The 24,073-nt window shown below is 29.8% G+C and carries 21 protein-coding genes, 1 other RNA gene and 1 pseudogene; 7 read left to right on the top strand and 16 right to left on the bottom strand.

The features are described from left to right. Window positions 1-127: 127 nt before the first annotated feature. Window positions 128-262 (top strand): hypothetical protein, encoded by a 135-nt coding sequence (locus LPB136_RS14185; RefSeq protein WP_257785993.1) that lies wholly within the window; start codon window positions 128-130, stop codon window positions 260-262. Between the two features lie 1,309 nt (window positions 263-1,571). Here LPB136_RS14185 and LPB136_RS00015 read toward each other — a convergent pair. From LPB136_RS00015 to LPB136_RS00055, 10 genes and pseudogenes are all read right to left on the bottom strand, one after another. Further along, a complete protein-coding gene (locus LPB136_RS00015) occupies window positions 1,572-1,790 on the bottom strand; it encodes a tRNA pseudouridine synthase A (RefSeq protein WP_072554173.1) in 219 nt (72 codons plus the stop codon). Between the two features lie 71 nt (window positions 1,791-1,861). Then, window positions 1,862-3,311: pseudogene (locus tag LPB136_RS00020) on the bottom strand (FAD-dependent oxidoreductase). A gap of 51 nt (window positions 3,312-3,362) precedes the next feature. Continuing rightward, complete coding sequence (locus LPB136_RS14090) at window positions 3,363-3,608, bottom strand: hypothetical protein (protein WP_237267401.1); 246 nt, start codon at window positions 3,606-3,608, stop codon at window positions 3,363-3,365. Then, window positions 3,545-4,051 (bottom strand): class I SAM-dependent methyltransferase, encoded by a 507-nt coding sequence (locus tag LPB136_RS14095; RefSeq protein ID WP_237267402.1) that lies wholly within the window; start codon window positions 4,049-4,051, stop codon window positions 3,545-3,547. Before LPB136_RS14095 ends, LPB136_RS14090 begins: the two co-directional genes overlap by 64 nt. A gap of 110 nt (window positions 4,052-4,161) precedes the next feature. Then, a complete protein-coding gene (locus LPB136_RS00030; RefSeq protein ID WP_072554174.1) occupies window positions 4,162-4,701 on the bottom strand; it encodes a sigma-70 family RNA polymerase sigma factor in 540 nt (179 codons plus the stop codon). A gap of 258 nt (window positions 4,702-4,959) precedes the next feature. Then, window positions 4,960-6,573, bottom strand: a complete 1,614-nt coding sequence (locus LPB136_RS00035) for an amidohydrolase (RefSeq protein ID WP_072554175.1) — start codon at window positions 6,571-6,573, stop codon at window positions 4,960-4,962. Continuing rightward, window positions 6,570-6,932 carry a DoxX family protein gene (locus tag LPB136_RS00040; RefSeq protein ID WP_072554176.1) on the bottom strand — a complete coding sequence of 121 codons (363 nt, stop codon included), beginning with the start codon at window positions 6,930-6,932 and terminating at the stop codon, window positions 6,570-6,572. Before LPB136_RS00040 ends, LPB136_RS00035 begins: the two co-directional genes overlap by 4 nt. Before the next feature lie 2 nt (window positions 6,933-6,934). Continuing rightward, window positions 6,935-8,368: a M20/M25/M40 family metallo-hydrolase gene (locus LPB136_RS00045; protein ID WP_072554177.1), complete on the bottom strand. Its 1,434-nt coding sequence runs from the start codon at window positions 8,366-8,368 to the stop codon at window positions 6,935-6,937. 61 nt (window positions 8,369-8,429) lie between these two features. Next, complete coding sequence (locus LPB136_RS00050; protein ID WP_158009577.1) at window positions 8,430-10,199, bottom strand: TonB-dependent receptor; 1,770 nt, start codon at window positions 10,197-10,199, stop codon at window positions 8,430-8,432. Between the two features lie 56 nt (window positions 10,200-10,255). Then, the gene (locus LPB136_RS00055; protein WP_072556854.1) at window positions 10,256-13,273 is read right to left on the bottom strand and encodes a tetratricopeptide repeat protein; all 3,018 of its coding nucleotides are present in this window, start codon (window positions 13,271-13,273) and stop codon (window positions 10,256-10,258) included. 123 nt (window positions 13,274-13,396) lie between these two features. On the opposite strand from LPB136_RS00055, the gene LPB136_RS00060 reads away from it, so the two are divergent. Beyond that, a complete protein-coding gene (locus tag LPB136_RS00060) occupies window positions 13,397-14,083 on the top strand; it encodes a cell division ATP-binding protein FtsE (RefSeq protein WP_072554179.1) in 687 nt (228 codons plus the stop codon). On the opposite strand, the gene LPB136_RS00065 is transcribed toward LPB136_RS00060, so the two are convergent. Then, entirely contained in the window at window positions 14,076-15,188 is a 1,113-nt protein-coding gene (locus tag LPB136_RS00065; protein WP_072554180.1) for a glycosyltransferase family protein, read from the bottom strand. The two genes, LPB136_RS00060 and LPB136_RS00065, sit on opposite strands and share 8 nt — an antisense overlap. Window positions 15,189-15,244: 56 nt before the next feature. Between LPB136_RS00065 and LPB136_RS00070 the strand changes: the two genes are divergently transcribed. After that, window positions 15,245-16,063, top strand: coding sequence for a 2OG-Fe(II) oxygenase (locus LPB136_RS00070; protein WP_072554181.1), 819 nt, complete (start codon window positions 15,245-15,247; stop codon window positions 16,061-16,063). Here the strand turns inward: LPB136_RS00070 and LPB136_RS00075 are convergent, their stop codons facing one another. Continuing rightward, window positions 16,064-17,146, bottom strand: coding sequence for a glycosyltransferase (locus tag LPB136_RS00075; RefSeq protein WP_072554182.1), 1,083 nt, complete (start codon window positions 17,144-17,146; stop codon window positions 16,064-16,066). It abuts the gene before it with no gap. A 168-nt stretch (window positions 17,147-17,314) separates the two neighbouring features. After that, window positions 17,315-17,707, bottom strand: a transfer-messenger RNA (tmRNA) gene (gene ssrA / locus LPB136_RS00080). A gap of 207 nt (window positions 17,708-17,914) precedes the next feature. On the opposite strand from ssrA, the gene LPB136_RS00085 reads away from it, so the two are divergent. The 3 genes from LPB136_RS00085 to LPB136_RS00095 are packed head-to-tail and all read left to right on the top strand — an operon-like array spanning window position 17,915 to window position 19,710. After that, window positions 17,915-19,123 carry an NAD(P)-dependent oxidoreductase gene (locus LPB136_RS00085; protein ID WP_072554183.1) on the top strand — a complete coding sequence of 403 codons (1,209 nt, stop codon included), beginning with the start codon at window positions 17,915-17,917 and terminating at the stop codon, window positions 19,121-19,123. Between the two features lie 3 nt (window positions 19,124-19,126). Continuing rightward, the gene (locus LPB136_RS00090; RefSeq protein WP_072554184.1) at window positions 19,127-19,342 is read left to right on the top strand and encodes a DUF3820 family protein; all 216 of its coding nucleotides are present in this window, start codon (window positions 19,127-19,129) and stop codon (window positions 19,340-19,342) included. Continuing rightward, window positions 19,342-19,710, top strand: a complete 369-nt coding sequence (locus tag LPB136_RS00095; RefSeq protein WP_072554185.1) for a DUF1801 domain-containing protein — start codon at window positions 19,342-19,344, stop codon at window positions 19,708-19,710. The genes LPB136_RS00090 and LPB136_RS00095 overlap by 1 nt, the downstream gene beginning before the upstream one ends. Window positions 19,711-19,713: 3 nt before the next feature. On the opposite strand, the gene LPB136_RS00100 is transcribed toward LPB136_RS00095, so the two are convergent. The 3 genes from LPB136_RS00100 to LPB136_RS00110 form a co-directional block, all read right to left on the bottom strand. Further along, a complete protein-coding gene (locus LPB136_RS00100) occupies window positions 19,714-20,670 on the bottom strand; it encodes a transglutaminase domain-containing protein (RefSeq protein ID WP_072554186.1) in 957 nt (318 codons plus the stop codon). A 41-nt stretch (window positions 20,671-20,711) separates the two neighbouring features. Continuing rightward, the gene (gene kdsA, locus LPB136_RS00105) at window positions 20,712-21,530 is read right to left on the bottom strand and encodes a 3-deoxy-8-phosphooctulonate synthase (RefSeq protein ID WP_072554187.1); all 819 of its coding nucleotides are present in this window, start codon (window positions 21,528-21,530) and stop codon (window positions 20,712-20,714) included. A gap of 141 nt (window positions 21,531-21,671) precedes the next feature. After that, window positions 21,672-22,844, bottom strand: coding sequence for an OmpA family protein (locus LPB136_RS00110; RefSeq protein WP_072554188.1), 1,173 nt, complete (start codon window positions 22,842-22,844; stop codon window positions 21,672-21,674). A 197-nt stretch (window positions 22,845-23,041) separates the two neighbouring features. On the opposite strand from LPB136_RS00110, the gene LPB136_RS00115 reads away from it, so the two are divergent. Continuing rightward, window positions 23,042-24,034 (top strand): M28 family peptidase, encoded by a 993-nt coding sequence (locus LPB136_RS00115; RefSeq protein WP_072554189.1) that lies wholly within the window; start codon window positions 23,042-23,044, stop codon window positions 24,032-24,034. Window positions 24,035-24,073: the final 39 nt, after the last annotated feature.

Below are 24,073 nucleotides of genomic sequence, written 5' to 3' on the forward strand. Positions count from 1 at the left end.
AAAACTCCTAAAACTAAAAAGGAAAAAGAAGATCAACACAAGTTTTTCTTTTTGGTATAAAAAGGAAAACAAACAGTGGATTAAAGATAAATTAAACGCTGTTGGGCGTACAGATTTATTACAAAAATTGTTACCAGAAGATAATTCTTGGAAGAAAAATAAAGGCGCTAAAAACGCTAAAAATACGTTTGATGATGCTGTTCCTTTTAATAAAAGGAAAAAGAAAGCTACAAGAGGTTCTTCTAAGAAGAGGAGAAGGTAGTTTTTATTTTAGAATAATAACTTCGTCTAATAAAGGAACAAGCCCTGTTTTAGTTTTTTGGTCATTATTCCAAAAACTTAAAAACACAGCTTATATAGTTTTCTCTAATCTTTGTTGCAACATAAAAAACTGTTAAATTTTTTCCCCCAGATATTCCTGCTAAAAGAGATTTAGTTCCAGTGAAATCATAAATAATTTTTTTAGACTTAGTTAGTGTGCCTTCAAATTTAATTTCTAAAAATTTCTTCAGAAGTTATTTTTCCTCCTTTTTTAGCTTTTAATATTGCTAATTGATATTGAATTGACTCTTCTGCACTTTTTAAGTTTTTATGTATGGACCAATTCATTTCTCCTTTATAAGGACATTGAATTGTGTTTATATTTGTCCAATAACAACCATTTCCAAGTTTAATTTTTCTACCAACAAAATCAATACTATCAATTTTAGTTTGATGAAATGTTTTTTGGGTAACTCATTGTTAATTATTAATTGAATCAGTTGTCTTTCTAGTTTTTTTTGTTCTTTATTTATAGAACCAAACCAAAAAACGGTAACTCGTTTATTTTTATTTTCTACAAAATAGTATGAGTTATTTTGAGTTAAGTTCTCAGATATTTTTTTAGTTTTACTAATGTGAAGATTATTGAAAACTAATTTTCCGTCTTTATTTTAACATCTTTTTTTCTAATTGAATATTTTTTTAAAGATCTTTTTTAAACCTTTTTTTGAAAAATTATTACTAAAAGTCTGACTTGTAAAATCTATACCATCTATATTGTAAAGTATTATATCTTTATTCTTTATAGCTTTTAGTCTGTCTAAAATTTTATCTGAATTTTGACCATATATTGGAAAAATAAAAATAGTTAAGAGTAATAGGTGAATTATTTTTTTCATTTAGATTCTTTTATAGCTTTTCAATTAATAAACGAATTTGAGTTTAATTTATTTTAGAAAGAAAATATTCCTACCGAACAAACCTTACAATTCTCTTTTCTTGTATTTTGTAAATAAAAGATTTTAATCTACGGATTTTTCTTTGATACTTTACAAACCCAAATACTTCAATTGTTTTTTAGTAATTCTATAGACTATTGTGTAGCCTCTAAAGATTAAATCTCTAATAGATTCATCTTCAAAATAAATAGATTTTCTATATAAATATGGATTGGTAGCAATTGTTTTGATTTTATTAAAACATCTTTTTTAAATTTTCTTGCTGCTTTTGGTTTGTCTTTCGCAATAAATCTAAGTTGATTTTCTAACCTCTTAACAAAACTTTCTTAAATACTATTTTCATAGTAGAGATTAAACAATTTTGTCTAGCCGGCATTTTAATTCTTCTTCTGAAACAAAGGAAGCTTTTCCTTGTTCAATTTCAGAAAGTTCATTTTGTAAGTTTTTTTTTGTAGCTATAAAATTTTCATTTGTACTAATGATTTCAATTTCATCTTTATTGAATTTGCCCAACAAAGCAAGAACTTTATCGTAAACTTTATCGTTTACTTTTAGCTGTAATGTTTTCATAACGAAGGCTTTTTAACAAAAATACAAAAATATTTTTATATTAATTTGTGACGTAAAGTTTGCTGTTTTTTTTAAGATTTCCGATGTTTCCCTCTTGGTCCATCACCTTCTTTTAGTACAATTTCGGAATGTAATAATTTTGCAGCTTCTGCAGAACTTTTTACTTTGGAAGTACTTCTGTTTATCATTTCAGATTCAAAAGCAGTTAGTACACTTTTTCGGATTCCAACTTCTTTCCAATTAGATAAAAGAGTTGCAGTTTTTTGTAATTCCGCGAGCTAACGCCAAAGCATCTAACAAAGCTTGATTTGCTCCTTGACCTTTAAACGGACTCATAGGATGCGCAGCGTCTCCAATTAAGGTTGCTTTATGTCCTTTTTCTAATTGTTCTGGTTGTAATACATCACGATCATAAACAGGATAACCAGAAATTTGTGCTTCGTTTGTAGTGGCTACAATTTGTGGAATAGGATTATGCCATTGCGTTCTTTTTTTAGCTTCCTCTTTAAGTGCTTTTGTACCTTGAATATTCAGGTTTTTTGCTTCTTTCTCTGATATTGGGAAGCTTAATTGCCACATAATATTTTCTGAATCATAAGGCATCATGTAAATGCGTTCAAATCCGTTTGCAGTTTGAAATACCGTTGCTGAATCTAATAATGGACTTTCAATATCTTCTAAATTTTTTAGAGGACAAATTCCTAAAATTACGATACAACCTAAATATCGTAAAGGAGATGTGTTTTCATCAATAAGAAATTTTCTTACCGTACTTCTAATTCCATCCGCTCCAACTACAAGATTTGCTTTGGTCGTTTTTATTTCATCATTTACTTGAAATTTCAATTCAACATTTTCAGTATCAGATTCCTTAAAACTTAACAATTGATGTCCCCATTTTATAGCATTACTTTCGCCAAGTTGCTCCAATAAAGCTAAACGCAAAGATTGTCTTGCAATGTGCACATTTGTGTGTTTTGGAGCTGTTTTGTCTTCCGATCTTCCCCATTTTCTAATTCCCCATTCGCCAATAATTTTTCCTTTGGAAGTATGTACTACATGTTTTGTTGAGGTTATTCCTTCTTTTAATTCAAGAATTCCTAAACCTGCCATTGCTTTACTTGCTTGTTGTAACGTAAGTCCGTAGCCTTGAGATCGAGCATTGAAGTCGAGGTCTCGTTCATAAAGTGTAAATGGAATTCCACGATGTAAACAAGCTACAGCTAGTGCAACGCCTCCAATTCCGCCACCAATTATAGCAATGTTTGGGTGTTTTTCTGTTTCAGTTTTGGGTTTCTGTTTAGAAGAAATTAATCCAGAACCATTACATTTAGCACACGTTTGTAATTGACTTTTAGGTGGAATTGGAGCAGTTCCTTCAGAATTTGAATTATTGAATTTTTCTAATTCCGCTTTATAGTTCAGTCTTGCTTTTTTTGAAAGGCGTTGTTTTTTTTTGCCTTCACCTTTACAGTTTTTGCAAATAACCCAAAAATTATCTTTGTCCTTAGTTTCTTTCACTATTTCTTAACTACTATCATCATATGCGGACTAAAAGGTAACAAATACTCATCATTTTGAGTGAGGTTTTGTAAAGCTTTTTAAAGTTTTAGATTTTTGTTTGTCAATCATATTTGCAAAATATTCATTATCCAACCAAATAATTCCTTCAACGGCAAAAAGATTAACAAAATTTAAATCTTGTTCTAAAAACTCTGCTTTTAAACCTGCTGGTTTGTGATAAAAAGCGTCTGCTAATAAAAACGGAAAATCTTTTGGAGCATTGTGAATTCCTGTTGTAAGTTCCTCTTTACACATATCAAAAATGAGTTAGCATGAATCATCCCGTTCATTAAACCAACAACGGTTGAAGCTGTTGCATTAATCCCAAACCCTAAAATAATTCCGCCTTTTTTCAAAAACTCTTTAGCTTCTAAAATGGCAGTAACTCTGTCTTCTCTTTTTTGCAAATGATATAAAGGTCCGTGTAAAATTACCAAATCAGCAGTGTTGTCTTCAAAAGGTAATTTTTTAGCTTCACCAATTGTAATAGAAAATGGATTTTGTAGTTTTTTGGCTCTTTGTTCCGCTAATTTAATGTGTTTTAAAACAGGCTCTACTAAATGAACTTTGTGTTCTTTTTTAGCCAACCATTCGCTGTATTTTCCAGTTCCGCCACCAACATCAATTATAGTAGCATTTTTCTTAGTAATATGAAGTTGAATAAGTTCTTTAATTCTTTCAAATTCAAAAATACCCATTCCTTTTCTAGCCTAGTTTCTTCAGATGCTTTGTTGTAGAAATTTTCTAATTCTTTACTGATAAGTTTACCTTTTTTCACCTTAAAAATTTAAGAGATAAAAGTAGATAATTAATTACAGATTTTACAGTCTTCTTTCTCTTGAATTTCGCCAACTAAATTCCCTTTAGTATTCATTACAAAACCACAGCAATCCATAAAACCTTCAGCAATTAATTTACGTGCACGTTGTATTTGAGATTTTGTAGTTGGTAAAGTTTGTTTTAATTGCTCAGCAACTTCTTGCTGTTTTAATCCTTTTATGTCAGATAAAAACAACGGATCTCTATATTTTTTAGGTAAGTTTTTTAGGATTCCGCGAAGACAATCTTTTTCTGTATGGACATTATCTTCAATCTCAGTTTTGCTTTCAAAATTGGCCATTTCTACAGTTTTATTTGTGGTTTTCCAATAATCTAAAATTGAATTTCGAGCAATAGAAAAACACCAGGATTTTAATTTAGTAATGTCTTTTAAAGTATGTAGTTTAGTGTGAATTTTAATAAAAGAGTCTTGCAAAATATCATCAGCAATAGTTTTTTCTTTTACTTTGCTGATGATAAAATTTTGTAAATCTGTATGATATTTAGTCCAAACCTCTTGTGTAGTCATAATAAATTTGTGTCATTGCGAGGAAACGAAGTAACCTTTTAATTTATAAAGATAGTTACTTCCTTCCTCGTAATAATAGGGTTTAATTAACAATTACAATTGTTGCAAGTACAAGTATCACAAGTGCAATTTTTACAATCTCCGTTTAAACATTCTACACAGGTACAGCTACATTGGTTTTTATAATTTTCCATGATTCTAAATTTATAGTTCACTTAATAGACGTAACAATTATAAAAAAGATGCAAAAATAATGGATTAATATACTTTTTCTCCATTTACAAAGGTCGAAACAGCTTTGGTTTTTGGTAATTTATTGCCCTCAACTTTCATAATATCTTGATTTAAAATAACAAAATCTGCAAATTTTCCTACTTCAATAGAACCTTTTTCATTTTCTTCAAAATTTGAATAAGCAGCCCAAATTGTCATTCCTTTTAAGGTTTCTTCTCTGGTTAAAGCATTTTCCATTTGATATCCATTTACGGGATAGTTGTCAATGTCTTTCCTTATTGTAGCAGCGTAAAATGTTAAAAACGGATTTACTTGTTCTACCGGAAAATCTGTTCCCAAAGCAATTTTACCGTAATTATTTAATAAATCTTTGAATGCATAAGCACCTTTTACACGTTCTTTTCCAACTCTATCTCCAGCCCAGTACATGTCTGAAGTTGCATGTGTAGGTTGAACAGATGGTAAAATATTATCAAAATTTTTGAAATCTTCTGGTGATATTATTTGTGCATGTTCAATTCTCCAACGTCTATTTTTTACACTTTTTAAAACATCTTTATAGGTTTTTAACAACCAAGTATTTGCAGAATCTCCAATTGCGTGTGTGTTCATTTGAAATTCTGAATTAGCAATTTGTTTTGCCAATTCTTGATACCTTTCAGGTGAATAAATTAAAGCACCAAAATGATTTTCTCTGTCGGAATATGGTTTGCGCATTGCAGCTCCTCTGGAACCTAAAGCACCATCTCCATACACTTTAAACGAGCGGACATTTAGTCTATCAGTTTTTGTAATTCCTTTGTTAATGTAATAATCTATTTCTTTTTGATTATCACCAGAAACCATTGCGTACACACGCATTTTTAAACTTCCAACTTGTTGTAAACTGTCTATTAATTCGATTGTGTTTTTGCTAATTCCAGCATCATCAACTGTAGTTAAACCATACGAAAATGATATTTTTTGAGCATCTAACAAACCTTGAATTGCTTCTTTTTTTGAAGTTGAAGGAAATTTTATAAAATCCATTGCAGCATCAATTAAAACACCAGTCATTTTTCCGTTTTTCATCATAATTTCACCACCAGAAACTTTAGTGTCTTTTGTAATACCTGATAAATCTATTGCAGCCTGATTAACTAACAATGCGTGTCCATCAACTCTTCCAACTGCAACAGGTATTGTTGGAAAAAGTTTATCTAATTTTTCTTTTGTCGGAAATTCTTTAACTTCCCAATCGTTTTGATCCCAACCACGACCCGTGATAAAAGTTGTGTTTTTTTCTTTTTGAAAAGCAACCAGTTTTTCTAAAACTTCATCGTAACTTTTTGTGCCTTCTAAACTAACTTTTTGTTGCTGTAAACCCATTCTGTAAAAATGGCAATGTGCATCAATTAAACCAGGAACTATAGTTTGATTTTTTGCATCGATTGTATTTTCTGATTGATATTTTTCATGAATTTCTTCCGAAGAACCAACCGCAATAAATTTACCATCTTTTATGGCAAAAGCTTCTGCTTTATCAAAATTAGAATTTACTGTATAAGAGTTTGCGTTGATAACTAACATATCTACATTTTCTTTTTTACAAGAAACTGCAATTAATAAAAAACTAAGTATATAAATAAATTTTTTCATGAGTGTAAATAGATTAAATAAGCTGCATATAATAATACAAATTGTAAAGGAAGTCTTATTATAGCTAACTTTTTAGAACCAATTGCTGGTTTCTCTTTTGTTAGATCCCAAATATGTAATGGGAGAAAAATGAGCATCAAAATAAAAAAACCAATGGCTGAATTTTTTGCAGTTTGATTAAATAATAAACCAATTCCAATAGCCATTTCCAAAAAACCAGCAATATAATTTACCGTTAATTTAGGTAACGGCTTTGGAATAAAACCATTAAAAAACTTCGGTTTTATAAAATGCATAACCCCAGCATAGATTAAGAATAGCCCAAAAATTATACGAATTACCAAAATAAACGTCTCCATATTTATGGCTTTAAAACTTCTTGGTTGTATAAATATTTATCCATTAAATAGACAATACTAGCCATAGAAGCACTACCTAATTCAAGCTCTCTTTTGTTTACTTTATCAAAGGTATCTGAAGCTGCATGGTGATAATCAAAATAACGCTGAGAGTCTGGTCTGTAACCAACAAGTGTTACGTGATCGTCTTTTAATGGTCCAATATCGGCACCACTTCCTCCTTTAACAATGTCGTGTAAACCGTAAGGTTTTAATAATTTTTTCCAGCTTTGTAATAAGTGAATATTGTTGTCATTTGCATCAATTGAAAAACCGCGAGGAGTGTGTCCGCCAGCATCAGATTCTAATGCTCCAATGTGTAATTCACCATTTACTTTGGCTAAACGTGCGTATTCATTTGCACCACGCATTCCGTTTTCTTCATTCATAAAGAATACAATTCGTAAGGTGTTTTTGGGTTTAATGTTATTTTTCTTAAACAAATAAGCAACTTCTAAAGATTGCACAATTCCTGTTCCATCATCGTGAGCGCCATCACCCAAATCCCAAGAATCTAAATGACCACCAACAACCATAATTTTATCTGGATTTTCAGTTCCTTTTATTTCGCCAACTACATTAAAAGATGGTGCATCTGGTAATGTTTTACAACTTTGCTTTAAGTAGAATTTTAACTTCGGATTTTCTTTTAAATGTGCACTTAAAATTTCTGCTCCACGAGAACTAATTGCTGCTGAAGGAATATATTGTTCTTCTGGAATATCTCCATAACCCATTGAACCTGTATGTGGATAATCGTCAATTCCATTTGTCATAGAACGCACGATTACAGCTTTTGCTCCAAATTTACCAACAGTTGCTGCACCAGCAAAACGTTGACCAACACATCCGCCGTAGGCTTTAAAAGTATTTATTAAAGTGTTATCAAAACGACCATTAAAAAACACAATTTTACCGTTTGCTTTTTCTCCTAAGTTTTCAGCTTCTTCTACACTTTTTACTTCAATTATTTCTCCCGTAATTCCGTTTGAAGGTGTAGCAATAGAACCGCCTAAAGCACAAACAGGAACGTTTATTTTTTGCCCGTTAAAAGTATAGTTAGCAACTTCTTTATCGCCTCGAACCCAATGTGGAACCATAACTGGTTGTAACCAAACAGAATCTAAACCAACTTCTTTCATTAATTTTTCTCCCCAGATTACAGATTTTGCTGCGCCTTCCGAACCAGATAACCTGCTTCCAACATTGCTTGTTAAATCTCGTAACCATTCATAGGATTTTCCTTCAGTTAAAGCTGAACTAAACAGTTGTTTAATGTTAGTTGAATCTATTTTTTCTTCAGAAGAAAAAGAATTGATATTGTAGCTGTTTTTATTTTCTTGCTTACATGAAACAATTAAAATAAGTCCAAAAAGTAGTATTGAAAGTTTTTTCATTTTGTTGATTTTAAAAGGTAAATCTACAAAAAATAAATCTCAGAATTTAGGCAGCTCTTTCTTAAAAATCAAATTTATAAGTTATTCCTCCTAAAACTTGAAATCCTTGAACATTAAAGTTCGTAAAACGCTGATAATTGTTGTTAAATATGTTGTTTACTTTTAAAAATGCTGATAGATTATCGCTAAATTTATAACCACTATTTAAGTTTACATCAAAGTATCTTCCTAAATTAATTGGAGAACTAAGTGAAGGAAACGCACCAGCAAATTGAACATCTTTTCTGTTGCTAGCAAAATAAATAGTAGTTCCTGCATACCATTTAGCCGTTTTGTATTTGGCAAATAATTCGCTTTTAAGTTTTGGTAAATTCCAAGAAAATTCTTGTTGTTTTGGTGTGTATGTATTGAACTCTCCGTTAGCACCAATTACTAAGTTTTTAGAAACATCCCATTCTACTTCACCAAAGAAATTTATGTTTTTAATATCATCATAAATTACACTAAATGAATTGCCATATTCATATCCTAAAAAGTTTATTCCGCCAGAAGCAATTGTTGTTCCGTCTGATTTGGAATTGTTGACAGAAAACAACGCCTTATCTTCAAATTGCTTATAACTTATACGAGAATTATAACTTATACTTTGTGATAATTTTCCATTAATACCTCCGTGAAAATTATATTTTTCATTAGTCTGTGTGATATATTGTGTTGGTGAGATAAACGGATTTTCATCTGTAAATTGTTTGTAAGAATTTGTGTGTAAATCTCCACCAGCACCAATAAATAAGTTAGCAAAGTTTGCAATTATTGGGTATGATATTTTTACATCTGGATATACATAAAATTGACTTAAACTGTTTTCAATATCTGAAGTATAGTAAATTTTGGTTCCTAAGTTGATGTCAAAATTATAAAACTTTAATTTGTATGAAGGGTTTAAACCAGCAGTAAAAAAACTATAATCAACCTGATTGGTGTTTTCGTATGATTGATTAAAGCTCCCGCTTAAATAATCTAAAGAAACATCTAAAATTATTTCGTTAGAGTTACGGATAAATCTATCTAAAGAAAACTGAAACTGTGGAGCAATAGAGACCGAAACTTCATTACTGTCAAAATCATCATTAAAATAAGATATAGCAACTTTAGCTTGGTTAATATAATTGTCTTCAAAAGTTATTTTACCATGTAAATTTATAAAACTATAAGCTTGCTCTTCATTTATAGATTCTATAACATTACTGTTATAAGCTGTGTTTGGTAAACCATACCAATTGTATTTATTTTGTTCGAAATCTAAACCAACTTTCCAATCGAAATAACGATCTTCTTGTTTGTAATAAAAGTTAGCTAATAAATTAGAATAACTACTATCCAAATCAGTGTCTTTAACCGGATCGCTAGATGAAATGTATTTTGCATACAAGCCAAAATCATTTTCAAAACGAGTGCTGTGGTGTAAAAAAGTTTCTAAATAAGGTGTTGTGTTATTCCCAAAACCAACAGCAAGGTAATTTTTATATAGTTTTTCTCTTTCGCTAAAATCTACACCTTTTAAAGCTCCTTTTTTTGGAGTAAAAGTTGAAGCTACTGGCGCAGGAAAAATTTGATAACTCAGTTTCTTTTTTTTGCTTTTGTCTGAAAGTTTAATAGTAGGTTTTTTCTTAATTTTAAAAGCATCTGTAACCTTTGGGGTGTAAGACGAAACTACGTTTACAACTTCAGTTTTTATAGTGTCTTTTACTTTTTTCACAGCAGGTTTATCTTGAGCAAATACAAATTTACCAGCAAACATCAATAGAAATATAAAAAAGTAGTTTTTCATTTTTTTTGTTTAAATTCTTAACAATAGTACTAACACTATTAAATGCCTATTATGGGCTATTTTTGTGGAGTTACAGATTCGTTTGTTTTGGCTTCTTTGTTTTTTATTGTTCTGAGTTCGCTTGTTGCTTCTTCAATTATATCTTCATATTGCGTGAAGTTTTTAATAATATTTTCTAAAATATAAGTAGCTTGATAAGCATCTTCTAACGCATAATAGTTTTTGGCCATTATTACGTAGCTTTTTACTCCCCAATATTTGTAAGCAGAATAATCTGAAATTAATTTTTGAACTATTTTGGTTGAAGAATCATATTCTTTATTTTCATGTTTAAAGAAAGCATCATAATACAACGTTTCGGCTTTTAATTCTCCAGTTGCGGTTCTTCCAACTTCAATAAAAAACTCTTCTGAAGTAGTAAAATCTCCAGTTTTAAAAGCAGAACGTGCAATTATAATTTTTGCGTCAGCTTCAACAGTTTTTTCAATTTTATTTGTTGTTAAAACTTTTTCAGCATATTCAACCGCTTTATTATAATCTTCGGCTTCATAATAACCTTTCATTAAATTACTTTGTGCAAAAATTATGTTTTGCGGATAATTAGCTTCAGTTTCTAATTTTTCCAACAAAGACATTGCGTTAAACCAATCTTCTTTTTCAAGGTAAATCTGAGATAACTTGCTTAAAGACTCTTCGCTAAATTCGCTCTGGCTTTGGCTTGTAACATATGTATAATGCGGTATAGATTTCTCTGATTGATTGTTTTTTAAATAAGATTGCGCTAAGTAAAAATGCGATTTTAATGCATGTAATCCGTTTGGGAAATTTTGCAAGTATTTATCAAAACCTTCAATAGCTTTTTCAGTATTATTTTCTAAAAATTTGTTTTCTGCAGCTTCATAACTAGCATTGTCTAAATCTGCATCCGTAACATTTATAAAACTAACATCTTTAACCCAAACAGCATATTCATCTACTTTTCCAATATCTATATATACATTTCTAGCATTTGTTACCGCCTGTTTTGCTTCGTTTGAATTTGGGTATTTGGCAACAATTTCTTTGAATTTTGACAAAGCTTTTTTGTTGTCGCTTGTGTTGTAAAATAACAAACCTTGACGCAATAAAACATTTGGATTGTAAGCACTTTTAGGATGATTTTTCAACAACCTATTGTAGGCGTCTTGTGCTTTATCATTCTCTCTTATTGTTGTGTATGTTGTTCCTAATTGAAAAAGTGCATCGTCTTTTAATTTGGAATTAGTTTTTGTGTTTACAACGGCTAATAAATCTGTTATTTTTTGTTGATAATTACCAGACAAACCGTTGCTCATTGCTTTTTGATATTGTGCGTAATCTGCACCAATACCTCCATCAGTAATTATTTTATCATAAGAAATAATAGCTTTTGAGTATTGTTTTGAAGCGTAATAAGAATCTCCTAAACGTAAAAAGGCATCGTCTTTTAATTCAACTTCATTGTTGCTTTGCGTTGTGTATTGATTAAAGTAATGTGCCGATTTTTGATACTCTTTTAATTTAAAATAGCAATAACCAATGTTGTAACTTAATAGGTTATTTTCTATTGTTTCTGAGCTATCAACCTTTAAAAATAAATCTAAGGCCTTTTGAAAGTTTCCTAATCTGTAATTACTTTCAGCTAACCAAAAACGAGCTTTATTTTGCAATTCTAAGTCGTTAGATTGAGTTCCTTTTTCTAAAAAAGACAGCGATTTTTGTAGTTTGTCTTCGTTAAAAAGTTGAATTCCTCTGTAAAGAGAAACTTCATTTTTTAAGGCGTCATTTTTAAATTTTTTATTCTTTTCTATATAATCTAATGCCCCTTGATAATCTTGCTGATGTAAAAAAGAAGTAATTAATAATTCATTTATTTCATTAGTTTGAGGAGAATTTGGATACGTATTTAAATAAGCTTGTAAAACTTCTGGAACACTTTGGTATGGGTTACCTTCTTCGTAACTTAGTTTAGCATAATTTAAAAAAGCATCTTCTTTTACCTTTTTATCAAATTCCATTTCGCTAGCACTCTTAAATGCATTTAAAGCCTCTGGTTTTTTATCTAGTTTTAAATAACATTCCGCTAATTGATAGTAAGCATTTTGCGAAACCTTGTTTTTCTGATCTATTATTTTATTGAAGTTTCTAACCGCGTTTCCGTAGTCATTTTGTTTAAAATGAGCAAAGCCAAGTTGGTAATAATCGGTATTGTTCCAACGTCCTTTTTTACCTTTATAGTTTTGCAAATACGGAATTGCCTCAGTATATTTTTCTAAGTTAAAATAACTTTCACCAATTATTTTATTAATGTCTGATTGTTGTTTTTTATCTGAATTAGGTAAAATTTTCTTTCCAATTTCAATAGATTTTTCAAATCGACCAGCTTTAAAACTAATATCTAATAAGTAATAATTAGCTTTGTTTTTATAGGTAGCAACATCTGCAATTTCTGTTAAAGAAGTCTCAGCTAAATCGTAATCTTCTTGTTTGTAAGCAATATAACCATAGTAATACCTTGCATCATCTCCATAACGTTCATTAGATAATAATTTTTCAAAACGATTTTTTGCGTCATCTACATAACCAGAAACTAAGAGCGCATAACCCATCTTAAAATTTAAATCGCTTTTATCTTCAGTATTTAAAAGTTTTTCATCAACTTTTGTGTACCATTTTAATGAATGTGCTGCTTTTCTATTTGCAAAATAATAATTACCAACATTTAAATAAGCGAGTTGTTTTTTATTACTATTTGGGTGATTTTCAACAAAATCTAAAACTTTTTTATCTGCATTGGTTTGATTCAATTTAATGGCGCACATTGCATCATAATAATCTGCATTTGCTTGTAGGCTTTGTTTCTCTTCTGCTAACTTAGAAACTTTTACAAAAAGTTGTTGCGATGCTGCATAAGCTTTGTTGTTAAATAAAGTTAAAGCTTCATGGTATTTTGCCGTTGTGTTAAACTGCATTTCAGTTTCTTGCCCAAAACTATTTAGAAGGCCACATAAAATGAATGAAAAGCAAAGGAGGTTTTTCTTAAAAATAGTGTTCATATTTTTTGTCATCTGAAAAGGATAACGTCGTTTTTTAGCTTTTGTTTGATAATTTTCATCAAAATTAACAAAAAAGCTATAAAATCAACTAGAAAATGATAGTTTTGTATAAACTACTTTTTAATGATACAACCAGTTTTACATTTAGAAAATGCAGATATTTATCAGCGAGATAATTTAGTGTTATCAAAAGTGAATTTCACCCTTAATAAAGGAGATTTTTACTATTTAATAGGAAAAACAGGAAGCGGAAAAAGTAGTTTGCTAAAAACTTTATATGGCGATTTAAACCTACAGCGAGGTTTAGGAACTATTGTTGATTTCGATTTAAAGAAGTTAAAGGAAAAAGATATTCCTTTTTTGAGAAGAAAAATTGGAATTGTTTTTCAGGATTTTAAATTATTGAACGATAGAAATGTTTTTGAAAACCTAGAATTTGTCTTAAAAGCTACTGGTTGGAAAAGCAAAGCTGAAATAAAAACCAAAATTGAAGAAGTTTTAGGTAAAGTCGGTATTAAAGAAAAATACTACAAAAAACCATTTGAACTTTCTGGAGGAGAACAACAAAGAGTTGCAATTGCACGTGCATTGTTAAATGATCCGGAACTTATTTTAGCAGATGAGCCAACTGGGAATTTAGATCCAAAAACCTCGCTAGAAGTTATGGAACTGCTCAATGAAATTCATAAAAGCGGAAAAACAATTTTAATGGCAACTCACGATTATCAATTAATAGTAAAGTATAAGCAAAAAACGGTAAAATGTGAAGGTGGCGAGTTGTTTGAAGTTGTACAGCAAGCCGTTAATTAAAAATAATATCTATTATTTTCTGCGCACTTGTTTCAGGATTAAATTCTTTTAAAATTAATTCTCTCTCTAATATTTCTTCAGAAGAGAACTCCTTTTTGAATAGATTTAAAGTTTCTGCTAAAATTTCTTGTTTGTTATTTGCAATTTTACAAAGTTTCTCTAAACCAGTTTTTTCAACCATAAACTTATTTGCAATAATAAATTTACCTTTATAAAGTGTATTTAATAGTTTAAGTTTTATACCCGTATTTTGAAAAGTGATTAATATATTTATGTGGGCTTGAGCAAAAAGCTTGTCCAATTCCTCTTGATTAGGTATTGGATTGTAAACAATATTATCATGTTTATTTATTTCTCTTAAAAGTAGTTTGTTTTTAAAAGTTCCGGCTATAACTAAATTGAATTCACTGTTTTTATAAACATCAATTAAAAACATAGCAGCAGTTACATTTTCAGAAACGTTTAAGTTGCCATGGTATAAAATAAAATTCCCTTTACTAAATAAGTTGTTGTTTTTTTTAGCTTCATGAAAAGCAGGGATGTATTTTGATTTTAAACCAAATTTTGATAAAAAATAACGTTGTTCAATAGGTGAAATAGTGAAGATTCCTTTTGTTCTCTTTAAATTAGTTTCAATTCTTCTTAATTTAATTGCTTCTACATAAAAAAGAGCTTTTTTAAAAATGTTTTTCTCACTTTTACTTAATTCAAAAAAATACTTATGTTCTATATTATGAGTTCTAATATAAGCATCTTTAAAATTGAATTTAAGTAATGGATAAATACTGTGTAAACCTTCAAAAATTATAGGTATTGTTTCAGATTTTAAATTGATAGTTAATTGATAATTACTTCTACTTTTAACTCTGAAAGGTAATATAGAAAATAAAGATAAAAAATTATTTTTTCTCTTATAGTAGTAAATTTTTTTACAATATTTTTCTAATTCAGGTTGTTGGTTTTGTGTATCAAAAACATTAATATGTAAAATAATATCAACACCTAATTTATGTAGTTTTTTTATTTTATAGAAAACATCAATTACACCACCATAATTAGGTGGGTAAGGATTGTCAAAAGAAACTAAGTGTATACTTTTTTTCATAAAACTCAAAGATAAAATTTAAAAAATGAATACATTTATACTTTCTAAAAAGAATTATGAATTTAAGTAGAAAGGAAATAACAGCTTTAATTTTCGCTAATTTAAGTAATAATAAAGAGATTTTAAAAGCACAGTTTTTAAAATCTAAAGCTACTATTGGTTATTTTTTCATTGATAACTTATTGCCAGAAGAATTGGCATTAGAAATTCATCAAAAATTTCCATCGACAAAAGTTTCTGTAAGAAGGAAGAATTTAAGAGAATACAAGTTTATAGCTTTTCAAATGGATAAATATGATTCGCTTTTGGAGGAAGTTATTTATGCCTTTCAAGATGAAAAAATAATTGAAATAGTTTCAGAAATTTGTGGTTTAGAATCAACTTATGGTGATGAGCATTTGTATGCTGGTGGCTTGTCATTAATGGAAAAAGATAACTTCTTAAAGCCGCATTTAGATAATTCTCACGATAAAGATATAAACAGATGGCGAGTTTTAAATCTATTGTATTATGTATCGCCAGAATGGGAGTTAGAAAATGGAGGTAATTTAGAGTTATGGCCTAATGGCTTAAAGAAAACTCCATTAACTATTGTTAGTAAATTTAATAGGTTAGTGGTTATGGCAACACATAATAATTCGTGGCACTCTGTTAGTAAGGTTAATTCTGATGCTGTTAGGTGCTGTGTTTCTAATTATTATTTTTCTGAAAAACCGTTGTTTCAGTCAGATTCTTTTCATGTAACTACTTTTAGAGCTTATCATAAGGAAAAAATAAGAGATGTTTTCTTATTGGTGGATAATTTTTTACGTTCAAGTATTCGTAAAGTTTTAAAAAATGGTATAAAAAAATCTTCACATCAATATAAGAAGTAACTAACAGTTTTCAAAAACACTAAGCAATTTAGGTTCTTCTTTTTCCCAAACTAATTTTTCTTTAGCTTTTTTTAATTCCGAAGAAAAATCTCTTTCAAGTATTTTTTTTATCTGATTTGCTAGTTTTTTAGGAGCTCTGTCGTTAATAATTTCACCAACCTTGTAATCTATAATAACACGTTTCATTTCTGGTAAATTAGAAACTAAAACGGGAACCTCAGCTTGTATATAATCAAATATTTTATTGGGTAATGCGTAACGATAATTTAAACCTAAATTTTCTTCTAAGCTAATTCCTAGATCAGCTAAAGGTGTTATTTTATGCAATTCTTTTGGGGTTAATTTGCCTAAAAACTTCACCTTGTCATTAAGATTCTCTTTAGTAGTTTTGTTTTTTAAATCTTCATAAACATCACCACTTCCAATAATTATAAAGATATGGTTATTAAGATGTTTCATTACATTAATCATTAATTCTAAACCACGACCAATATTAAGGGAACCTTGATAAATAATTATTTTTTTAGTTTTAGTAGAAAAAGAAATTTTGCCCTTTTTAATAGTTTTTTTAACTGGTAAATTTCTAACAACTTTAAAGTTTGTTTTGTGTTTTTTGTTATAGAAGTCAGCAATGCTTTTGCAAACTGTATAGCAGTTTTCTAGTTTAGGTAAGATCAGATTTTCTAATTTTAACCAAACGTATTTTACAAAAGGTTTGTTAATCAATTCTGGAGATTCTGTAAACAGTTCGTGACTATCATAAACCAGTTTTTTACGTTGAATTTTACCGACTAAAAAATTAGCTAAAAGAGTATCTAAATCGTTCGATAGTAAGATGTCTTTTTTTGAGAAAAGTAACAAAAAGAAGATTCTAAAATTATATTCAGCATAAAATAAAAAACCAGTATTAAAAAGTAAATTAATTCTTTTAGTGTTGTATTTTCTATCTAATTTAAAACTATTAGGTAATTTTCTTCCAATTAAAAGTACATTAAAATTATTATTATGTAATGTATTACAAACTTTATCTACACGTTGGTCGGTAGACAAGTCATTAGTAACAGAAACAATTATTCTTTTCAAGAGATAGATTTAAAACTGCAAGATAAAAAAAAGAAAACCCACTTCTAAAAGAGAAGTGGGAAATTGCTATGAAAAACTATGAAAGAGTGTATTGCGCACTCTAAATAGTAAGTCTTTTGTAAGTTTACAAACTTACAGTATAACTCTTAAAAATTAGTTAAGAGTTATTTGTGGAGACGCCGAGAATCGAACTCGGGTCCAAACAAGCAGTTCAAAAGCTTTCTACATACTTAGTTCTTTCTTAATTTTCGTCTAAAAACTGATTAAGAACAATCTGTTATTAGCTTATCTTCTTTAGTTTCAAAAACCTGCCAAAGCGTCAAGTTTTCTATGTTTATTTTTACGATGCCCAAAAGTGAAACGCCATAAACCAAGGCTGTTCGTGGACATAAAGCTTGCACACCTTGTGTGCCTAGGCCAATCCTACTATGATTCGGATTAAGCAGCTAAAGCGTAGTTATTCTCGCCGTTTAAATTGTTGAAATAAGTTTTACGAGCATCATTTCAGTCCTCGGTATGCTTACGTTATCCCTGGTCTTGCTGTCAAAACCAGTCGTCCCCAATATGTCAAAGAAAGCAAAAGTTGTGCCTGTTTTTTTGGGCGTTCGAGCGGGCTTTCACTACTCGCTGTTTCGTGCCTCAACGAGCTCAAACAAACCGTTCAATCCCTAACGCAACTTATTTGCGGGCAACAAAGATAACAAAACACGTTTGTACAAACCTATAAAAAACAGTAAATTCGCCACACTTCAAAAACAAACAGACAGTATGAAATTCGGAATTATAAAAGAACGTAAAAATCCACCAGATAGACGCGTAGTATTTTCACCAGAAAAATTACAAGAAATGCAACAACAATTTCCAGAAGCAGAAATTGTGGTAGAAAGTTCAGATATCCGTATTTTTTCAGACGAACAATATAAAAAAGCAGGATTTACAGTAACAGAAGATGTTACAAATTGCGATGTTTTGTTAGGTGTAAAAGAAGTTCCGTTAGAAAATTTAATACCTAATAAGAAATATTTTTTCTTCAGTCACACCATAAAAAAACAACCTTATAATAGAAAGTTGTTAAAAGCGATGTTAGACAAAAATATAGAGCTGTTTGATCACGAAACCATTACAAAAGAAAACGGAGCACGTTTAATCGGTTTTGGACGTTATGCAGGTTTAGTAGGTGCTTATAACGGATTTAGAGCAATAGGTTTAAGAGAAAACACCTTCAGCTTACCAAAAGTAGAAAACTTACCAGATTTAGATGCTGTAAAAGCCGAACTAGATAAAATTACACTTCCAAATTTAAAAATCTTGCTAACCGGTACAGGAAAAGTTGCTTATGGTGCAAAAGAAATTTTAGATCATTTAGGTATTAAGCAAGTTTCAGATGCTTTGTATTTAACTTCAAAATTTACAGAACCAGTTTATTGCATGGCAGATGTTATGGAATACGCAAAACGTAAAGACGGTAAAGTAGGAGAGAAGTTTGCTTTTTACAAAGACCCAACAGGTTACGAAAGTAATTTTATGCCGTACGCAAAAGAAACAGATTATTTTATTGCAGGTCATTTTTACGGAAATGATGCACCATATTTATTCACTAGAGAAGATGCAAAACATACCGATTTTAATATAAAATATGTAGCCGATATTTCTTGTGATGTAGATGGCCCAGTAGCTTCAACATTAAGAGCTTCAACAATTGCAGATCCTTTTTATGGTTATAATCCACAAACAGAAACCGAAACAACTTTTAAAGATGAAAATGCAATTACAGTAATGGCAGTAGATAATTTACCATGTGAATTACCAAAAGACGCAAGTGAAGGTTTTGGAGAGATGTTTTTAAAACATGTAATAGCAGCATTTTACAATAAAGATAAAGACGGAATTTTAGCTCGCGCAAAAATGACAACTTCGGGAGGAAAACTTTCAGAAAGATATAGTTATTTACAAGATTATGTAGACGGAAAAGAATAATTCATGCTTCAAGACAAACAATTTTTAATAGATACAGCCAAAATGAAAATGCCTTACGGTAAATACAAAGGTGTGTATTTGTCAGACGTTCCAGAAGCATATATTGTTTGGTATAAAAACCATGGTTTTCCAAAAGGGAAACTCGGGAAAATGATGGGTTTTGTTTATGAATTAAAACTAAACGGATTAGAAGATATTCTTAGAAAAGTAAGAGCATAATGAAACCCGCTGAAGAATATATCTTAACACGCCCAGAACCTTTTAAATCTATTTTATTGCATTTGCAAATTGTAATAGAAACAAACTTTCCAGAAGTTGAGTTAAAATTTAAATGGAAAATACCAGTCTATTATTTAAATGGACATCAATTATGTTATATAAATGCTTCTCTCAAAAAAGGATTTGTAGATGTTGGTTTTTGGGCTAAAAATATTCTAGAAGAATATTCAGATGTTATGGTCTCAGAAGGTAGAACTGTTGTAAAATCGTTACGTTATACTTCAATTGAAGATGTTGATAATGAGCTTCTTTTAAAAGTATTAAAAGAAGTTAGCTTACACAGCCACAAAGGGTTTTATAAAAGATAGTTTTTACTGAATTAAAAACTCCAAAACTACATTACCGTCAATAATTAAATAAGCTTCTTTGCTTGATTTAGGAGGAATTATTTTAATAAAACCAGTTGACTCTTTAAAATTTATTTTTGGTTTTTGAGAGTATCTACTACCTTTAAAACCAACAAATACTTTTTGAGTACTCTTTAAATTTTTAATCTGAAATTCAATATAACCTTCTTTGTTTTTCTTAATAACTCCACTTGTTGGGAAAACTAAAGTTAAGTTAGTGTTCAAAAACTTGTGATTATATATAGGTTGCTTGTAAAATGCTGTTTTACTTAATCTTTTTACTCTCAATTGCCAAATAGTTTGTTCAGGGAAATGAGTAAAGAATAATTTTTCCGTCGGAATATCAAAAAAGTAATTCGTAAAACTACGTTTCCATTTTCCGTTTTCTTCGTGTCCAGCTCCCCAAGTTGCATCAAAATAGCGCCATTCATCATTAATTTTTACTGCATTCCAAGCATGATTTGCGTTAAAAATAGGTATTCCTATTTCTTGAGGTGAGTTTCTTATATAACCTTTTATAAATTCATTTTCTATTTTAAGAAGTGTACAGATTTTAGCGAAAACTCTTGCGTAACCTTCGCAAACAGCTTTTTTAGAAGAAAGTGTTTCAGAAACAATTTGATTATTTAACGTTGTTATTTTTTGCTGCTTTTCCTCTTCCGAAGAATAACTAAATGAGTAGCTGGTTTTAGTCGGGCTGTAATATTCGGCTAAATCATAACGGATGTTTTGTGTTAACCAAATATAAGTAGCTCTTACTTTTTCTGTGTCTGAATTAAAATCTTCTGAAATTAAGTCGGCTAATTTTTCAGCAGAAATAAATTTAGGGTAACTTTTTACTTTTGCATCAACGGTACTAAAATATTGTGCATCAGCAGTAGAAATTGTAATCAGAAAAAAGAAAAAGAAAAGTTGTTTCATATTTGAAATTATATAACAACTTTGTTGAGCAAAAATTGTGCCTATAAATTATTCACAGTTTTCCTAATAGCAACCAAATTAGTTAATAATTTCTCTAAGTAGTTTAAATCTAACATGTTTGCTCCGTCAGATTTTGCGTTTGCAGGGTCAAAATGCGTTTCAATAAACAAACCATCTACGTTATTTACAACTCCAGCACGTGCAATAGTTTCAATCATGTCTGGTCTTCCACCTGTAACACCGCTTGTTTGATTTGGTTGTTGTAAAGAATGTGTAACATCTAAAATTGTAGGAGCAAATTCTCTCATTTCAGGAATTCCTCTAAAATCAACAATCATATCTTGGTAACCAAACATAGTTCCTCTATCGGTTATCCAAGCTTTATCAGAGCCACTATCTTTTACTTTTTGAACCGCGTGTTGCATGGCAGCTGGACTCATAAATTGTCCTTTCTTTAAATTAACAACCTTACCAGTTTTTGCAGCCGCAACTACTAAATCGGTTTGCCGAACTAAAAAAGCAGGAATTTGTAAAACATCTACATATTGAGCAGCTAAAGCAGCATCAGACACTTCATGAATATCGGTAACTGTTGGCACGTTAAAAGTCTCAGAAACTTTACGTAAAATTTTTAAGGCTTTTTCATCTCCAATTCCGGTAAAACTATCAATTCTACTTCTATTAGCTTTTTTAAAACTTCCTTTAAAAATATAAGGAATCTCTAATTTATCTGTAATAGAAATTACTTTTTCAGCAATACGCATTGCCATATCTTCACTTTCTATGGCACAAGGACCAGCAAGTAAAAAAAAATTATTAGAATCTGTGTGTTTTATATTTGGAACTAAAGATAAATTCATTGTAAATATTTTATGCAAAAATACAAATTTTAATTAGCTCTATTAAATTGATATTAAAATCAATTTTTAAAAAAAGCATAAAAAAAACCGCATTCAATTAAATGAATGCGGCTAAATTATAAGAATTTTATGCTATAATAATTATTTAATTGTAAAAGATACTCTTCTTACTAATTGTCTAGCTTCTTCTGAGTTCTTGTTTACAGAAGTATCTTCACCTTTACCATTGTATGATAATCTATTTGAAGAAATACCCGCTGCAACTAATACATCGTATACTTTTTTTGCTCTTTTTGTTGATAAAGATTGGTTGCTATTTGTGCTACCTAACTCATCTGCATAACCAGTTAATTCAACTTTAGTAGAAGGGTTTTCAGTTAAGTATTTAGCTACATAGTTAACAGCTTCTAAAGAATATTTTTGGATAGTACTTTTACCAAAGTCAAAATATACATTTTCATACCCTTTGTTTAATAATTCTTTAATAAAATCTACTTTAGGAGCAACAGTAGTTTTTCCTTTTTTAGAATATCTATTATCTAATTCAGTAACTAAAGCAGCTTTGTTATAATCGCTTTTAACACCTGTTAATTTAGCAATTTTAGCTTCAGCAGTTTTTAAACGATTTTCTAAAGCCGTTAACTCGTTAGTTTCTTCAACAGTAGGTTCGTTAGATTCAACATACCAATCTGCATGAGTTTTTTCTTTACCTAAGTAGATGTTAAGACCTACTGAAGCATTAAATAAACCACCATTAAAACCATTACGAGAAGTTCTTCCATTTCCATCAAAAGATATATTTTGGTATAAATGACCAACAACAGAAGCGTCTAAGAATAAAGCAACACGATCTGTTAATTTAACTTGTGGAGTTACACCAAAAACAACATTTATCATTCTGTCCTTTGGAGCATTAGGTTGGTAAGCTTTAAGGTCAGATAAACCAACACCACCATGAATTAATAAGTTAATTCTTTGCGTCCAGTCTCTAAATCCTAAGATTTCACCTGCATTAACAACACCTTCTATAGTTCCTCTATAATAATCAGTGTCAAAAGGCTTTCCTCCGTCAGCTTCAGAAAATTGATTAAATCCGAAATCTACACGTAAACCAAATTTTTCGTTAATCATGTATCTTCCACCAATATTTGCTTGCCAAAAATCTGGAGTATCAGTTCCATATCCAGAAGACAATGGGAAAACTGGTTTGTGTACACCAACACCTAAATCTATAGACCATTGATTAAATTCTTGTGCGTTAGCTTCTGTCATTGTACAGAATACTACAACTAATAATAATACTATTTTTTTCATAATTATTTTATTTAAAAAAATTTTCGAGGCGCAAAGATAGCTATAATGTTAACATTGACTATGTTAAATTTTATTATTTTTTTTGTAAATTTTAATGCTTTAATGTTAAGAAAAAAGTTGTTTTATTGTTGAGGTGAAAATCTTCAAAAACACGTATTTTAATTAGCTATCTTTAACCTTTTAAAAATGTATTCAAAATGAAAAAAATCACATTAATTTTAAGTGCCTTAGTAGTTTTTATTTCTTGTAAAGAAACTAAAAGTGTAACCAGTCAAAAGAAATCTAACGTTGTAGAAAAAGCACAAGCTACAATAGATAGTGTAACGGTAAGAAAACACTTGTATACTTTAGCTTCTGATGATATGGAAGGAAGAGGAACAGGAACTCCAGGAATAGAAAAAGCAGCAGTTTATATAGAAAATGAGTTTAAACGTATTGGTTTAAAAACGTTTAAAGACTTGGCAGATTATCGTCAAACATTTACATTTAAAAATAGAAGAACAGGAGAAGATATTACGAGTAGTAATATTATAGGTGTTTTAGAAGGTAAAAGTAAAAAGGAAGAAATTGTAATAGTTTCTGCACATTACGATCACTTAGGAATGAAAAAAGATGGTGAAGGAGATTTAATTTTTAATGGAGCAAATGATGATGCTTCTGGTGTAGCAGGAGTTTTAGTGTTAGCCGAATATTTTAAAAGCGTTGGAAACGAAAGGACAATTGTTTTTGCGGCTTTTACAGGTGAAGAAATGGGCTTAATTGGTTCTACAGAATTTGGAAAAGGAATTGATGCTTCTAAATTTGTTGCTGGAATTAATTTAGAAATGATTGGTAAAACACCAAGTTTTGGGCCAAATACTGCATGGTTAACAGGTTTTGAACGTTCTGATTTTGGTAAAATAATTCAGAAAAACTTAGAAGGAACAGGTTATCAATTATTTCCAGATCCATATAAAAAATTTAATTTATTTTTTAGATCAGACAATGCTTCTTTAGCGCGCTTAGGAGTTCCATCTCATACATTTTCTACAACACCAATTGATGTAGATAAAGATTATCATAAAGTATCTGACGAAGCAGCAACTTTAAACATGACTGTGGTTACCCAAACTATACAGGCAGTTGCAAAAGGAACTGAAAGTATTATTAACGGAAAAGACACACCAACAAGAGTAGTAATAAAAGAGTAATTGCGTAATTCGCATTTTTAGTATTGGTTATTTTTTAAA

It is taken from the genome of Tenacibaculum todarodis (assembly GCF_001889045.1).
GTDB classification, from domain to species: domain Bacteria; phylum Bacteroidota; class Bacteroidia; order Flavobacteriales; family Flavobacteriaceae; genus Polaribacter; species Polaribacter todarodis.

Excerpts from the sequence above, each read along its gene's own strand:
- LPB136_RS00015 (WP_072554173.1), bottom strand. The coding sequence starts at position 1,790 with ATGAAAACATTACAGCTAAAAGTAAACGATAAAGTTTACGATAAAGTT.
- LPB136_RS14090 (WP_237267401.1), bottom strand. The coding sequence starts at position 3,608 with ATGTGTAAAGAGGAACTTACAACAGGAATTCACAATGCTCCAAAAGAT.
- LPB136_RS14095 (WP_237267402.1), bottom strand. The coding sequence starts at position 4,051 with ATGGGTATTTTTGAATTTGAAAGAATTAAAGAACTTATTCAACTTCAT.
- LPB136_RS00030 (WP_072554174.1), bottom strand. The coding sequence starts at position 4,701 with ATGACTACACAAGAGGTTTGGACTAAATATCATACAGATTTACAAAAT.
- LPB136_RS00035 (WP_072554175.1), bottom strand. The coding sequence starts at position 6,573 with ATGAAAAAATTTATTTATATACTTAGTTTTTTATTAATTGCAGTTTCT.
- LPB136_RS00040 (WP_072554176.1), bottom strand. The coding sequence starts at position 6,932 with ATGGAGACGTTTATTTTGGTAATTCGTATAATTTTTGGGCTATTCTTA.
- LPB136_RS00045 (WP_072554177.1), bottom strand. The coding sequence starts at position 8,368 with ATGAAAAAACTTTCAATACTACTTTTTGGACTTATTTTAATTGTTTCA.
- LPB136_RS00050 (WP_158009577.1), bottom strand. The coding sequence starts at position 10,199 with ATGAAAAACTACTTTTTTATATTTCTATTGATGTTTGCTGGTAAATTT.
- LPB136_RS00055 (WP_072556854.1), bottom strand. The coding sequence starts at position 13,273 with ATGAACACTATTTTTAAGAAAAACCTCCTTTGCTTTTCATTCATTTTA.
- LPB136_RS00060 (WP_072554179.1), top strand. The coding sequence starts at position 13,397 with ATGATACAACCAGTTTTACATTTAGAAAATGCAGATATTTATCAGCGA.
- LPB136_RS00065 (WP_072554180.1), bottom strand. The coding sequence starts at position 15,188 with ATGAAAAAAAGTATACACTTAGTTTCTTTTGACAATCCTTACCCACCT.
- LPB136_RS00070 (WP_072554181.1), top strand. The coding sequence starts at position 15,245 with ATGAATTTAAGTAGAAAGGAAATAACAGCTTTAATTTTCGCTAATTTA.
- LPB136_RS00085 (WP_072554183.1), top strand. The coding sequence starts at position 17,915 with ATGAAATTCGGAATTATAAAAGAACGTAAAAATCCACCAGATAGACGC.
- LPB136_RS00090 (WP_072554184.1), top strand. The coding sequence starts at position 19,127 with ATGCTTCAAGACAAACAATTTTTAATAGATACAGCCAAAATGAAAATG.
- LPB136_RS00095 (WP_072554185.1), top strand. The coding sequence starts at position 19,342 with ATGAAACCCGCTGAAGAATATATCTTAACACGCCCAGAACCTTTTAAA.
- LPB136_RS00100 (WP_072554186.1), bottom strand. The coding sequence starts at position 20,670 with ATGAAACAACTTTTCTTTTTCTTTTTTCTGATTACAATTTCTACTGCT.
- kdsA (WP_072554187.1), bottom strand. The coding sequence starts at position 21,530 with ATGAATTTATCTTTAGTTCCAAATATAAAACACACAGATTCTAATAAT.
- LPB136_RS00110 (WP_072554188.1), bottom strand. The coding sequence starts at position 22,844 with ATGAAAAAAATAGTATTATTATTAGTTGTAGTATTCTGTACAATGACA.
- LPB136_RS00115 (WP_072554189.1), top strand. The coding sequence starts at position 23,042 with ATGAAAAAAATCACATTAATTTTAAGTGCCTTAGTAGTTTTTATTTCT.